General features: G+C 39.1%; 14 protein-coding genes. 5 read left to right on the top strand and 9 right to left on the bottom strand.

Translation table 11 applies throughout. The annotated features are described in order from the left end of the window. Positions 1-99 precede the first annotated feature (99 nt). A complete protein-coding gene (locus H6G59_RS20875; RefSeq protein ID WP_190717873.1) occupies positions 100-252 on the bottom strand; it encodes a hypothetical protein in 153 nt (50 codons plus the stop codon). 63 nt (positions 253-315) lie between these two features. Here H6G59_RS20875 and H6G59_RS20870 point away from each other — a divergent pair, with 63 nt between their 5' ends. The 3 genes from H6G59_RS20870 to H6G59_RS20860 all read left to right on the top strand — a co-directional run bounded on the left by H6G59_RS20870 (position 316) and on the right by H6G59_RS20860 (position 2,683). Next, a complete protein-coding gene (locus H6G59_RS20870; RefSeq protein WP_190717870.1) occupies positions 316-513 on the top strand; it encodes a hypothetical protein in 198 nt (65 codons plus the stop codon). A 42-nt stretch (positions 514-555) separates the two neighbouring features. Then, positions 556-816 carry a cytotoxic translational repressor of toxin-antitoxin stability system gene (locus H6G59_RS20865; protein ID WP_190717867.1) on the top strand — a complete coding sequence of 87 codons (261 nt, stop codon included), beginning with the start codon at positions 556-558 and terminating at the stop codon, positions 814-816. A 280-nt stretch (positions 817-1,096) separates the two neighbouring features. After that, positions 1,097-2,683, top strand: a complete 1,587-nt coding sequence (locus tag H6G59_RS20860; protein WP_190717864.1) for a glucose-6-phosphate isomerase — start codon at positions 1,097-1,099, stop codon at positions 2,681-2,683. A 116-nt stretch (positions 2,684-2,799) separates the two neighbouring features. Here the strand turns inward: H6G59_RS20860 and H6G59_RS20855 are convergent, their stop codons facing one another. From H6G59_RS20855 to H6G59_RS20830, 6 genes are all read right to left on the bottom strand, one after another. After that, the gene (locus H6G59_RS20855) at positions 2,800-4,326 is read right to left on the bottom strand and encodes a DUF1802 family protein (RefSeq protein ID WP_190717861.1); all 1,527 of its coding nucleotides are present in this window, start codon (positions 4,324-4,326) and stop codon (positions 2,800-2,802) included. A gap of 77 nt (positions 4,327-4,403) precedes the next feature. Then, positions 4,404-6,194, bottom strand: a complete 1,791-nt coding sequence (locus H6G59_RS20850) for a P-loop NTPase fold protein (protein ID WP_190717858.1) — start codon at positions 6,192-6,194, stop codon at positions 4,404-4,406. A gap of 67 nt (positions 6,195-6,261) precedes the next feature. Further along, positions 6,262-6,921, bottom strand: coding sequence for a hypothetical protein (locus tag H6G59_RS20845; protein ID WP_190717855.1), 660 nt, complete (start codon positions 6,919-6,921; stop codon positions 6,262-6,264). Between the two features lie 575 nt (positions 6,922-7,496). Further along, complete coding sequence (locus tag H6G59_RS20840) at positions 7,497-8,627, bottom strand: aldo/keto reductase (protein ID WP_190717852.1); 1,131 nt, start codon at positions 8,625-8,627, stop codon at positions 7,497-7,499. A 191-nt stretch (positions 8,628-8,818) separates the two neighbouring features. Beyond that, the gene (locus H6G59_RS20835; RefSeq protein ID WP_190717850.1) at positions 8,819-9,316 is read right to left on the bottom strand and encodes a bifunctional nuclease family protein; all 498 of its coding nucleotides are present in this window, start codon (positions 9,314-9,316) and stop codon (positions 8,819-8,821) included. 11 nt (positions 9,317-9,327) lie between these two features. Then, positions 9,328-9,573, bottom strand: a complete 246-nt coding sequence (locus tag H6G59_RS20830) for a hypothetical protein (RefSeq protein WP_190717848.1) — start codon at positions 9,571-9,573, stop codon at positions 9,328-9,330. Positions 9,574-9,797: 224 nt separating this feature from the next. Between H6G59_RS20830 and H6G59_RS20825 the strand changes: the two genes are divergently transcribed. After that, on the top strand, positions 9,798-10,475 hold the full coding sequence (locus H6G59_RS20825; protein ID WP_190717847.1) for a riboflavin synthase: 678 nt from the start codon (positions 9,798-9,800) through the stop codon (positions 10,473-10,475). A 166-nt stretch (positions 10,476-10,641) separates the two neighbouring features. Here the strand turns inward: H6G59_RS20825 and H6G59_RS20820 are convergent, their stop codons facing one another. Together H6G59_RS20820 and H6G59_RS20815 are read right to left on the bottom strand one after the other, a co-directional pair. Continuing rightward, positions 10,642-12,315 (bottom strand): M23 family metallopeptidase, encoded by a 1,674-nt coding sequence (locus H6G59_RS20820; RefSeq protein ID WP_190717846.1) that lies wholly within the window; start codon positions 12,313-12,315, stop codon positions 10,642-10,644. A 92-nt stretch (positions 12,316-12,407) separates the two neighbouring features. Further along, complete coding sequence (locus tag H6G59_RS20815; protein ID WP_190717845.1) at positions 12,408-13,220, bottom strand: biotin--[acetyl-CoA-carboxylase] ligase; 813 nt, start codon at positions 13,218-13,220, stop codon at positions 12,408-12,410. A 77-nt stretch (positions 13,221-13,297) separates the two neighbouring features. Between H6G59_RS20815 and pgeF the strand changes: the two genes are divergently transcribed. Beyond that, positions 13,298-14,077 (top strand): peptidoglycan editing factor PgeF, encoded by a 780-nt coding sequence (gene pgeF / locus H6G59_RS20810; protein WP_190717843.1) that lies wholly within the window; start codon positions 13,298-13,300, stop codon positions 14,075-14,077. The last annotated feature ends 256 nt before the right edge of the window (positions 14,078-14,333 follow it).

Here is a 14,333-nt window from a genome sequence, read left to right as displayed (position 1 = left end):
TTATTGGTCATTAGTCATTGGTCATTAGTCATTGGTCATTGGTCATTGGTCATTGGTCATTGGTCATTGGTCATTGGTTATTGGGAATAGGTAATTAAGTTATTCTTCATTTTCTCCGCGTCCCCGCGTCTTCCCATCTCCGCGTCTTCCCATCTCCGCGTCTTCCCATCTCCGCGTCTTCCCATCTCTCCATCTCCCATGCAGGCGAATAGATTGTAGTGTAACTTGGGTATTGTCGGAGATCACTGTCAATCATTGCTATTCTGGTGGAAAAAGTATTGTTATTAGATAGAGTGTTGCTCGTCATTAAATTTTATGAATTTACTGCGAATCAGAATGCATCATCTGATTGAACAATTAGCTGATGAGGATTTACAGACTGCTTGGGAACTTGTCCAGGCTGTACATTTTGACTCTCATATGCTTAAAACTATGGAACAAGTCAAGTCATTGCAGCAGCCGTGGGATATATTAACCCATGAGGAGGCGATAAGATTATTAATGTTCCTCTAAGTTTAGACATCAAAGTTAGCAAAAAAAATTGGTGAGCAAGCTGTGAATCTGGATGTGCGCTATGCTAGGTCTTTTTTGATAGATCTGAAGAGTTTAGAACCCGTTGCTTATGAACGGGTGTATGATTTTGTTTTTGTTGAGTGTGCTGCACACAAGTGGAATTTGCATGGCCTGCCAGAATTGCGACAGCTTGATGAACAAGGTATTTTTTATCGCTTTACCATAGATAATTATCTTATTGGCATAGAAATTAGGGGTGAACTAGTCAAATTTTTACGTGTAGTCCCGATACCAGATGTCTAAGCTGGAGACTGGGGGGATGGGGTGATGGGGATATGGGGTGATGGGGTGATGGGGTGATGGGGTGATGGGGTGATGGGGTGATGGGGAGAAAATCAAGAATAACTTAATTACGAATTACGAATTACGAATTACGAATTACGAATTACGAATCACCTTCTAATTGTTCTCCCTTCCTCATTCCCTGTTGTCTCCTAAATGTAAACTGTATAAGACAAAGCAGGGATCGCTAGAACCATACATTAAACTGGTGTTTGACCAATATATTTGAGATTTCCCTCTTATGGATGCTAAGGCACTTTGGCAACGATACCAAGATTGGTTATATTTCCACGAGGGATTGGGACTGTATCTAGATATTAGCCGGATGCGGTTTGATGATGCCTTTGTAGAATCGTTGCAGCCGAAGTTTGACAAAGCGTTTGCGGATATGGCAAAACTGGAAAAAGGTGCGATCGCCAATCCAGATGAAAACCGCATGGTAGGTCATTACTGGTTGCGGAATCCAGATTTAGCACCCACTCCAGAACTGACGCAAGAAATTGTCCAAACCTTAGAACAAATCGAAGCTTTTGCGGAAAAGGTACACACTGGTGCTATTCATCCGCCTAAGTCTAGCCGCTTCACCGATATTATTTCTATAGGCATTGGTGGTTCTGCCTTGGGACCCCAATTTGTCGCTGAAGCCCTCGCACCTGATTTTCCCCCGCTCAAAATTCACTTTATCGACAATTCCGATCCCGCAGGAATTGATCGGGTTCTCTCCCAACTACAAAACCATCTTTCCAGCACCTTGGTATTGGTGATTTCCAAATCTGGAGGAACTCCCGAACCTCGCAACGGGATGATTGAGGTGAAAAAAGCCTATGCAGGACAAAATTTAGAATTTGCTAAATATGCGATCGCAATTACCGGCGTAGATAGCAACCTAGATAAAGTCGCAAAATCAGAAAATTGGTTAGCCCGGTTTTCGATGTATGACTGGGTAGGTGGACGTACCTCAGAAATGTCCGCTGTAGGGCTAGTTCCTGCGGCATTACAGGGCATTGATGTCCGTGCCATGCTGGATGGTGCAAAAGAAATGGATGACGCTACACGCGTCGCTAATCTCAAAAATAACCCAGCCGCTTTATTAGCCCTTGCTTGGTATTTCTCTGGAAATGGCAAAGGTGAAAAAGATATGGTTGTCCTTCCTTACAAAGACAGTTTGTTGCTATTTAGCCGTTATTTGCAACAACTGGTAATGGAATCTTTGGGTAAGGAAAAAGATTTAGACGGAAAAACCGTTTATCAAGGTATTGCTGTTTATGGTAACAAAGGTTCAACCGACCAACACGCTTATGTACAGCAGTTGCGGGAAGGTGTACCCAATTTCTTTGCTACCTTGATTGAAGTTTTAGAAGATCGTCAAGGAAAATCGATAGAAGTTGATCCTGGTGTGACTGCTGGTGATTATTTGTCTGGTTTCTTGTTAGGAACACGTCAAGCGCTGTATGAGAATAACCGCGATTCGATTACAGTCAGTATTCCTCAAGTTAATGCTCGCACAGTTGGCGCGTTAATTGCTTTGTATGAACGGGCTGTAGGTTTATATGCCAGTTTAGTAAATGTCAACGCTTATCACCAACCAGGTGTAGAAGCTGGTAAAAAAGCCGCTGCTGTCATTCTCGATTTACAAAAACGAGTTTTGGAAGTTTTGCAAAAAGAGCAAAAAGCACTTTCTATTACTGAAGTTGCTGATAAAGCCGGCGTTGCTGATGAAGTTGAAGCAGTTTACAAAATTCTCCGTCATTTACACGCTAATAATCGCGGTGTGGTGTTAACTGGTGATTTGGCTAAACCTGGTAGTTTAACTGTTTCTCTCGGTTAATAAAATTATCTTTGTTAATTAAATCCTCGATTTCTTTAGGAAGTCGGGGATTTTGTTTTTTGGTTGGAATAATTTTTTCTCGCAGAGACGCAGAGGCACAGAGAGAAGAGTTATTTTTAATTGATTGGTAAGTCACGTAGGTAGTAAAATTTATCGTTTTCCCAATTACTTGCTTTAATTCTTCCTAAATAGCCGATTAATGGTGATGAAAGTTCTATGAGAATATCATATAATTCTCTATTTTCTAAGTTTTGAGGTGGATGATCATAAAGATATGCTATGCGAAGATCACCAACTTGAGTATCTTTAGCATCTGTTTTTTCTAGATGTTTTTTGACGAGTTGGATAATGTGCGATCGCAATTTAATATCTTTTTCAATTTTATCAATATATTCATTAATTTTATCATCGATTTGTCCCGGTTCTAAGTATTTCTGTAATTCAATTAAGTTTATTGCACCTGGATATTTTGCTTTAATTTCTACTAATTTTTGTAATGTCATAGCTTTAATAATACTGGTTTTAGATATTTTCGCAGATTTCTGGAGAGATTGTCTGAGTTGTTTCGTAGGTTCACCAGGCCCAATAATTAAGCGTACTGCTTGCAGATAATTTTCTTGCAGATGTCTTTTACCAATTCTATCTAATTCTTCTACTGCACGATCTGGAATACTTCTACCTGCTTTACATTCACACACTAAAGGATAAGGTTGGGAACAATATAAGTCTAAACCTCCAGCACCACCTTTATAAGCATTTTCAACTTTAAACCCTAAAAAATCAAGGCTTTGACGGGAGATGTTTTCAAAGTCTGTACCCGCTTGATAGTTGCTTTTTTTCTCTTCTAGTTCTATACTTCTATCTCCTAATGCTGCAATTGTTTTTATCCAATCTAAATCAGAATTTATCGTATTTGTAGTTGGTTCATTACTCCAACCTAAAAATACTTTGATTTCAGTTTCTAATTGCTGTGCTGCTGGGTTATTATTAGCTATTTGTGATAATCCACTTTGTAATTCTTCTAGTTCAGGATATAAGGGAGGTTCTAGGTTTTCTAATTGATATTTGCGTCGGGTAAATATATGATCACTTAATACGGGTTTAGCTTCAGAAACATTCAGATAATCAGGTAATGGTACAAACTGACTATTTGACTTTACTACTATTTCAATTGATTTAGACAACTGATATACTCGCAAATATGCCAGAAAAATCTTTTGCCTTTGTCTGAGTATTTCCTCTAAAGCTTTTTGTGTCCAAATAGTTAACCTTGATAAAGGAGCTAATGATTCAATATTTGTTATATCTTGACACAGTTCGCATCTAGCCCAAGCTTTAATAGATAATGTTTGATGAGCTAACAAAGGTAGCTGTAATTGTTCATTATCTCTAAGTAAACTTGTTTGCTGAGGTTGAAACCAAATACCCTGACTGTCTAATTTTACAAATGCACTTTGAGCAATAGGCAAGAAACTCAAGCGATAGTAATCCTCAACTGCTAGAACATTACTTGATCCATCTGTTGGACATAGAGCAAATTCTCGTCCAGGAGAAAGGAAACTATTAGGTATGACTGCGATTATTCTCCCATACAATAATGCCTCCATTTCTGCTGCTGGTACACGTAGGGCTGTATTAATCATTATCCTAATCAATTATTAATGCTTATTTAGAAAAAATAAATTGTGGCTTGAACATCAGTAAAAGCTACTATGTTAATTTAACTTTCTTCATCAATAGCATCTTTAGGAACTTGACCAGAAGGATCACTAAGAATTTCACAAATCAGATAATTATTAGTTGCTATACGCTTTTTGCGAATAAAATCTATGATTTCCTCTTCGCTTAACTCTTCATCTTCACGACTTTTCATCAGAAAATGTAAAGCTAAAAGTGGTTTAATATCTTCTGGTTTTAACAAAACCCATTCACCACCTAAATCTGGTGATAAAAGTTTACTCAAATACTGTTGAGCTTTAGCTGCATTTCTACCAATTTGTTTAGAACGAACTAAACAACCACGAGTCATATCAAACTTCTTGTACTCTATTAATCGTTTCAATGTTGCTTGAACCAACATTCCACCCGATTCTTGTAATACTACTACTACAATTTTGACATCTTTACCGTTTTCTTTGCCAATAATCTTAAAATCTAGATAGCCTCTATCAGCAGCTTTTACTTGAACATCCACTATATCTACAACTTGCACATTTTCTAAAACTTCTCCTTTTATTACAGTAAATCCTAATCGCAGGGCTTGAGTAAGAGTTCCTTTATCCTCCATATAATCTTGGATAGTGGTTTCCAAAGCAGCTAATTGTTGATTATAAGCACATTCCACAGGATCTATTTTTTTTATTGGATCAGGTTTAAAATTTTCAGAACACCATTGCAAAACTTTTCTGACAATTGGTTTTTCCTTACCTAATGCTCTCAGTTTTGCTTCATCAAATGGATAAACTGAATTAGGTGGTGTCAATCCTTTTTCCTGATAAAATTCATCAAGCCATCCAGATACTAAAAGAATAATATCATCAGAATTGAGATATTTTAGTTCAATAACTTTTTCACCTATTCTATCTACAACCGATTCAGCATTTGATAATCTTTTAACTTCGTTAATCCAATGATCGGGGAAAATAGATGTTAGTAAAATACCTCGTTTAATTTTATCAGATAAATCTTTAGCCAATATAGCAGTCACTTGTCTGGCAGTATATCCTAGATCATTACAGTGATCAGCTTCCATTTCATCAAAACAAACTACTATTGGTTTATAATCACCAATTAAATCAAGAATTTGCCTAGCAGTGTTGAATGACTCAGCTTCTTTATCATCTGGAGTCACATTAGCTAAACTCATGGAATCAGCTTTAGTTTGTGGTACATTCCCACCAGCAAGCCATCGAACAGCAAATATTTCATACGCTGGGTCAGGAGAAAGTGTCCATAAAATTGCAGTAATAATGTCAGGATTTTCTATATCTGACTTAACAGCAAGGACTTTATCGCGCAAAACTTCTACTAACTTAGGATTTTTAGATAATGCTCCAGGAAAATTATTGATTAGATTTTGAGGTACATAGTTTTGATTAAAAGCTTCATTAATTAAAGCTGTTGCTAATTCTTGCCATTGACTCACACCTTGGCTACCTATTTGTTTGAGACTATTTGCCAAAGTAGTTAAAAATTCTGTTTTAATACGATTTAGATTATTACATTGACTCATATACACAAATAATGCACTACCGTCAATTTGTAATTTATGGCGAATTCGGCTAATAAGATGGCTTTTCCCTAACCCTCGTTCTGCTGTAATGGTAATACCTACAATTTGTCTCTGTCCGGTACTTACTTTTTCAATTGCATCATAAATAGCATCAGAAGCATGGGCATTTAAAGAGAGAACATCAGGATAACTTTTTCCCCAAACATTATTACTTCTAACTACTAAACGTCCCTCAAATGGGTTGTTGTTATTAATAGCATCACTTAATGTATTAGACATGGATTTCTTTGCAGTAGTTATGTATGAGAGCTAGTTGAAAAGTAGAAAAATTACGAAAATTAGTAAACTAATTTAAACGCTTGGCATAGCAACGTAACCCACTGACTTCAGTAATTACTGAATCTTCTAGTTTTACTGGGTCATTGTCTGGTAAACTTCCACCTTGCAGTTGTAAAATATCTTTCTCCTGCATTTCTAACAGCCATTTATTGAATTTTTCACGACTAACTTGTTCACCTATTTCTCTTCTAATGCGATAGATAGGTACTAAATCATCTAGGCTGTAATCCTTGTTTAACTTGTCATAAACATCCAATGCGACAGACTTAAACTCCTCATAAGAACCAATTACCCCATTACCTGACGCAACCGGCGCAGCAACCACAACATCAATCAGACCTATCCACCGCAACAACGCATTAGCAGCCCAAGTACCAACAATAGTCCCCTCAAACTTAAACTCTTCACTACGCAAACCCGCACCCAACACTTCTAAACCTATTGGTGACGTGAGAGTATAACCAGTCCTAGAAACAGTAATAGCCCCCTGCGTTTGCAAATCCTCTAAAATCCCCTTATAGTCGGTCATCTTCTGACCCTTAGCCACTATCCGCTTCGTCAGTAAGCCTTTTTTCACTTCCTGTTTATTTGCTCCCAAATCCCACAACGCAAGCAGTAAGCGAGTTTGAGCGTAACCCGCCTGTAATTCCTTTGTTTTTGGACTCATGATGATGTGTGTTAAATAACTAAGATTATTATAGTAATGATTGTATTTTTTATTGCGCCCAAGTCAAAATATTCTTTATTTTCTCGATTTTGTCGATAAATAGCTCAATTTATCGATATAAAAAGCAATAGAGAATTTACGTAAATTATAAATTTACCAGTTACATAACACTGAATATAAAAATGTTGTAATAGTTGATTAACGAATTTCTCATATTTTTATTGTCAGAATCAGGATATCCAGGATTAGAGGATTAACAGGATTTTGGTTGCATAATGATGAAAATAATTTGCAGATTTTCAGAATTTAGTATTTCCCAATAAAATATTTTATTTTACAAGTGATGTAATCATATTTATGCTGATTCATCTTCACAGAACATGGGTATTAATTAAAATATTTAATCTCTTAATCCTGAAAATCCTTAAATCCTGGAAATCCTGATTCTGACAAATTTAATCTCTTAATCCTGAAAATCTTTAAATCCTGGAAATCCTGATTCTGACAAATTTAATCTCTTAATCCTGAAAATCCTTAAATCCTGGAAATCCTGATTCTGACAAATTCTTACTATATCAACCCCACAATCTTCTCCCAGCTTTCCCATTTAATCTCTCATGGGTATCTGCTAACAAAGCCGGAATATCTAAATTTTCAGGACATTTAGGTAAACAATCACCGCATTCTGTACAACGATTTCCCTTCATTCCTGGAAACCAATGACCAGCATTTTCAAACATTCCATAACGATATTTTCCATAATCGTTCATGTCGTAAGCAACTGCTAAATTTCTCAGTCTTAAAACTTCAGGAATATTGATATTTTCAGGACAAGGTAAACAAGCATAACACTGACTACATTTATCAGTATTTAAAACCATGCTTTGCTGATTTTGTAATTTTTCTAAAACAGCAATTTCTGCTGAAGTTAATTCACCAACATGATCAGCAATTTCTAAAGGTGCAATTAATTCTTCTGGAGTTGCAGCACCTACACTCAAAGTTGTAATGCGATTATCACTCAACAAAAATCTATAGTTTAATTCTAAAGGTGTAAATGGCTGACAGAGTTCTTTTAAAGTTGAGGGTGGTGTATACAGTCTTCCTCCTTTATCAGCAGGAGAAATAATAAAAACACCCATATCTTTTTTTGTCGCTGCTTGAATAGCTAAATCATTGCGTTGGAAAAAATAATAATAATGCAAATTAATAAATTCAAAAAAATCTGTATTAATTGCTGCCAAAATTATATCTAATGAAGCGTGGGTAGAAAACCCAACGTGTTTTACTCTACCATCATTTACTGCTTCTTCTACAGCTTGCATACAGCCATTTTTAGCTTGTACCCACTCTAGATGTTCTGGGGTATTTAAACCATGAATACCCAAACAATCAAGATAATCTATGTTCAAACGTTGTAATGATTCATCAATACATTGACGCATCGTGTCAGCATCGGGTGTGGGCGCAATTTTTGTAGTGATATACAGTTGATTTCTGGATACTGACAAACCAGCTTTTATCGCTGCACCTAAATACTCCTCACTTTTACCATAACCTCTAGCTGTTTCAATGTGATTAATTCCTAAAGATAAAGCTTTTTCAATGGTTTTTTGGGCAGTTTCTGCGTTAGCCAAATAACGCATTGTTCCCAAAGAAAAAACAGAGAAGTGTAAATTAGTTTTCCCAAAACGCCGATATTGCATAAATCAGTTTGGATTTATGTTGTGAAGATTTTATATTTCATGAAATTGATTAAATTAGTAGGGGTAAAGCGCAATGCTAAACCCTTACATTGATAGCAACTTGCTAGGTGATTAGGACATTAACTACTGATAAAACTTAAACAGAAACAGACTTTTAACCCTGTCACCTGTCACCTGTCACCTGTCACCTCTTAACTATCACCATTATCAAATCGTTTAATCAGATCTTCAGGACGAAGATTGGAAACAAATTCGCGGAAAGCTTGCTGTTCAGCTTCATCAGCATCTCGGTCAACTGGGATAGAAGCATCAGCGACTACCTCTTCCATAACCCAAATAGGTGCATTTGTACGGAGAGCAATTGCGATCGCATCGCTAGGACGGGCATCAATTTCTTTTTTCACCTCGCCTTGCTGAACAATCAAAACTGCATAAAATGTATCCTTTTGCAAAGAGTGAATAATGACCTTTTCTAAAGTCATATTCCATGCTTCCAACATATTAACAATTAAGTCATGGGTTAAAGGTCTAGGAGGCTTTTGGTGTTCTAGCGCCCCCATAATTGCCCTAGCCTGTTCTTGACCGATATAAATTGGTAAAGCCCGACGATCTGAGCCATCTTTTAGAAGTACAATTGGGCTGCGGGTTATGGCATCTAATGCTATACCAGCGACTCTCATTTCAATCATTGGCTAACCCTCTACAATCCTTTAATTGCTTGAGTACTAAGTTGTAAATAATACCCTTGGCTGGGTTTTTCTGGGACAGAAGTAAACATAGGGCTTTTCTTCTCTATAATTGCTTCTATTAAACTCCGAACTTGTGGTGAATGCCAGAGTAAATCAAATTGCTTTACCGAAACAATAATTTTCTTACTCAAGTATGCCTTGAGATTGATGTTATAGCCTTTTCTAACCTGCTGACGTACAAATTTATCTGTGTCCATCTGCGTACTCTTCGATAAACTATCCTACGGGTGTCTAAATCGTCTTTTATTTGCGGTTAATTCTTTGTTGTTGTATCTCAGGTTGGGAATCGCCATAATGTGTTAATAGACCTCTTGCAGAAAAAGTCAGAAAATTATATTAAAACGTTTCACATTGATTTTTGAATTAACAGTAAATTTCAGCCAAAATTAAACAATAAATAGAGTTAGTTTGCTAAAAAACCGTGTTTACAGGATTAATTCAAGGCTTGGGTACTATCAAACCCTTAGGGAAAGATTCTTGGCAGATTAGTTTCGTTAGCCAGTCTGAGACAATTATGCAGGATTTGACCTATGGGGACAGTGTAGCTGTAGATGGAGTATGTCTCACAGTAGAAGAAATTTTAAAAGATGGGTTTATTGCCACTGCTTCACCAGAAACCCTGCGTCGCACGACTTTAGGTAAAGAGGAAACCCAAGAAAGATATGTCAACTTAGAAACATCACTGCGAGTTGGTGGCAAAGTAGGCGGTCATTTTGTCATGGGTCATGTAGACGGAATGGGGAAATTACTTTCAGCAGAACAGACTAGGACTTCTTGGGAAATGACTTTTGTGGCATCGGATGCGATCGCTCGATATATTGTCCCCAAAGGTAGCATCGCTGTCAATGGAATTAGCCTAACCGTAGCCACATATCAACCAGAAAACTCTGTGTTTACTGTAGCAGTGATTCCCGTTACTTATGCTGAAACTAATCTCAACTATTTAGTTCCTGGTAGTTGGGTGAATCTTGAAGGAGACATTCTCGGCAAATACGTCGAAAAATTCCTATATCCTGGCAATCAACCTAATAAAGATACAGATGAGCTTGGTTTAGATGTAATTACACCCGCATTTTTAACAGAACACGGGTATTTGTAAACTGAGGCAGGGTGCAGGAGGCAGGAGGTAGGGGGCAGGAGGCAGGTGACAGGTGACAGGTAATTCTTAATTTTCTCCGCGTCCCCGCGTCCCACCATCACCGCGTCTTCCCCATCACCGCGTCCCCGCGTCCCACCGTCACCGCGTCTCCCCTCTCCCCATCACCTTACTGCGCCGGCGCTGTCCTTGTGCTTTGCGCCAAGTTGCTGAGTCCAGCTTGTAATTGTACACCTGGGTCAACTGCAACCCAACCGTTTGCTGTTAGGTGGCGGACTTCAAAGTGCAGGTGAGGCCCTGTTGAATTTCCCGTGCTACCAACCCGGCCAATCACACTACCTGGTTCTACCCACTGACCGGGGCGAACAAAGATTTCTGACATATGACCGTAAAGAGTTTGTTGAGCAGAACTATGATTAATAACTACTGCTAAACCATAACCACCCAACCAGTCAGCAGTTTCGATTTGACCTTTAGCCGCTGCCAAAATTGGTGTTCCTGTGGGCGCACCTATGTCTGTACCAGCGTGAAAACGTCTATTCCCTGTTATGGGATGAATCCGCCAGCCAAACATAGAAGTAATCGGCGCGGCGAAAGACAAGGGGTACATCATTCCTGTTCCTCTAAAGGTGGCGTTACCCATACCACCACCATAAGCAACTGCACCACTATAAGGAATTTGTGGTAAGACTGATGCCAGCGAGAACTCATAAGACACATTGCTAGGGCGAGGTGCAATGTTACCTTCTGCCATTGGTGCGGGTAAACTACCAAAACTAGGTGCAATGGGAGTAGCACTCACGCTTGTAGTGGCGAATTCGCTGGGTTGAGGGATAAACCGATTGGAACGATATGCAGTCTTTGTATGACTGCTACGACCAATGTTGGAATTACTCCAACTTCTATTATTATTTACAGCACTAGCAACAGTCCGAACTACACTCTGGGGTTTTGGGCTGGATTCAGTAGCTGTTGGCCGGACTATAGGCGCTTGTTCTAAACTAGCGGTTTCACTTTTTCTGAGCCAAGTTGGTGCTGATTTACTGGGAGAATCAGCTACACGAGGATTGTCAATTGCTTTTTTACCGCAAGCACCACGAGCAATTTCTCGTTCTGAGAAAACTGCTCGACAGCCACCAGCGCGTTCTGTGACTATTACAGAACTGGGTGCTTCATAGTTAGTCGTAGCAGTATTGTTGTAATTCGTGGGGTCAATAAGGGTGTTATTGTAATCCTGAGTTTTCCTCGCGCTGGTACTAGCAGTTCCGTTGGAGTTATTTGCTGGTTTAACAAATTCTACGGCTTTCTCAGGTGCTGAATTAGCAGTATTTTGCGGTTTTTCTGCCTGTGCGTTTTCTACTTTGGGTTTGGAGATTCTGACAGTAGGCGCAGGTTCAGAATTCTCTACTTTGGGTTTGGAGACTCTGACAGTAGGCGCAGGTTCAGAATTCTCTACTTTAGGTTGAGAGATAATGACTGGTTGTTTTGATTGGGAAACTTTTTCTCGGTTGAGTTTTTTCCTGAGTCTAGCGCGACGTTCAACAAAATTGGGCTGCGATTGCGTGGAGGATGATGCCGAGGGCGATCGCACTGCTTCCTGCTCATTAGTAGCTTTTTTTACAGGCTCTGCAACTACTGCGGGCTGGGAATTCTCATTAGTAGGAACAATGTTATCTACCGATGTTTCCATTTGAGCAGACACAAAGCCACCACCAATGAGACTAATGCTGCTCAACCAGCAGAGACTTTGGGCTGGTAATGTGGATGCAAAGCGTTTCTTTTTTAAACCTTCTGTTTGCAAATTATGCAAGCGGTTATGGGCAGATTTATGGCGCTGAGTCATTTGTTCTCTCAGTTGTGTGTAATTAAGTTTAAAGAGATGATGTCAGTGGTTTGTCTTGCCCAAAGAGCGGAATTTTTAACAAACCTAAAAAGTTAAACAGAAGATTTACAGTAACCTAAACTGATTGTACCGGGTTCGACGGAAATTTCTGGTGTTATGAGTTCCTGAGTATCATATGCAGCCATTCTTAAACGGAGATTTCCTTGAGGTGTCACCCCAACTACAGTGCCTAAAAGATTATTCACATACACCTGATCACCCATGTTTGTTAGTAAATCAAGATAACGAGATAATAGTATGCCTATTCCTTCGTTACTCAAGCACTCTAGACCGGATTCTATTCCTAGCAACACTGTTGAGGTTAGCATTTCCAAACAAGAAATTGGTCGCAAGTTTTGGAACTTTTGCCACAATTCTAAGTTGATGCCGGTTTGGGGTACTGGGTTAGACCAGTTAATACCAACACCAATTACAGCTTGGGTGATTTGTTCTTTGTGGACTTTGGTTTCCGTCAAAATGCCGCCTAGTTTGCGACCATCCAATACTAAATCATTCGGCCATTTTATGCCTACACTTACGCCACACTTTCGCAACTGGGCGGCAATTCCCCAAGCACTGGCTAAAGTTAGCTGATAAGCATCCGCCGCTATTAGTTTAGGAGAAATGCCAACCGACAGATATAGTCCGCCACTAGGAGATACCCACTGACGACCCCATTGTCCTCTACCAGCAGTTTGTTGAGTTGCAATAACTACACATCCTGGTTTTGCTCCTTGGTTGAGCAAGTCCCACGCAGTTTGATTAGTTGAGGATAGGCTGTCAAAAATATGTAGAGAATATGGTAAATCTGTATACTCACGCTCTGATTTCAGAGCATTTACCACAAGTTGCTGATCAAGTTCCACAGCGGTTCCCCTAAATCCAGTTGTTCACGTTAGCATTGATTGGCGGTTTTAAATTTTTTGTTTAGGTTTGGTTAAAGATGCACACTTGGCACTGGCACAATTGGGAAGGTCTACCCTACCTGACTTGTAATCTTTTAGAATCTTGGCCTCACGGTTTCTTTACACAGCAGTTTTGGCCTCGTCCGCCACATGAGTTAACAAAAGTGCTGCAACCACAGGCTTTAGCTTATCGTTTGCAACAAGTACATGGCAATACTGTGCTGACTCCCCAAGAAGTTGATATCCAGTTAAGTACGAGTGAAAATAACTTGGCTTTGGCAGATGGTTTAATCAGTGAGCAACCTTTACAAGCTGTTTGGGTAGCTTCTGCCGATTGTACACCCGTGTTGATTGGGGATGTGAAAATCGGACAGGTGGCAGCTTTGCACGCTGGTTGGCGGGGTACAGCAGCGAAAATTGTTCCCCAAGCCATTCAGAGAATGCAATCCCAAGGTAGCAAATTAGAAGATTTGCGAATTGCGATGGGGCCTGCTATCGCTGGCGAAGTTTACCAAGTTTCAGTGGAAGTTGCTGCTGAAATTGGAAACACTATTATACCACACAATGATCCACAAAAAATTATTACTGCTTTACACGATTTACCTGATTCACCTTTATTTGCAGATACAGAACCAGGAAAGGTGCGTTTAGATGTGCGTCGGGTGAATGCTTTGCAGTTGGAGCAATTAGGAATTAGTGGAGAACAAATTGCGATCGCACCTTATTGTACATACCAAACTCCTGAGCATTTCTTTTCTTATCGTCGAGAGAAAGAGAAAAAGGTGCAATGGTCAGGAATTGTCAGCGCAAGTAAATAATTCGTAATTCGTAATTCGTAATGGAGATTTAGACCCCGTTTAACATATTTGTAGCTTATAGAAGCTGTCTGCTTTAACCCCTGAATTATTTAAAATAAAACTCGTGTGGGACGGGCATCTTGTCCGTCAAAGTTTTGCAATTTTAATATTTATACCAGGGTAAGCTCATCTAATTTGGTATAGTATGAACTTGACAAAAGAAACAAGATAAGCAGCAGGAAGCAGAGAAAAATTTTACTTGACATGACAGCAAAAG

Origin of the sequence: Anabaena lutea FACHB-196 (assembly GCF_014698305.1) — a bacterium.
Lineage (GTDB): Bacteria > Cyanobacteriota > Cyanobacteriia > Cyanobacteriales > Nostocaceae > Anabaena > Anabaena lutea.
Note: the sequence above shows the minus strand (reverse complement) of the source record. Positions and strands in the feature narration are given on the sequence as shown.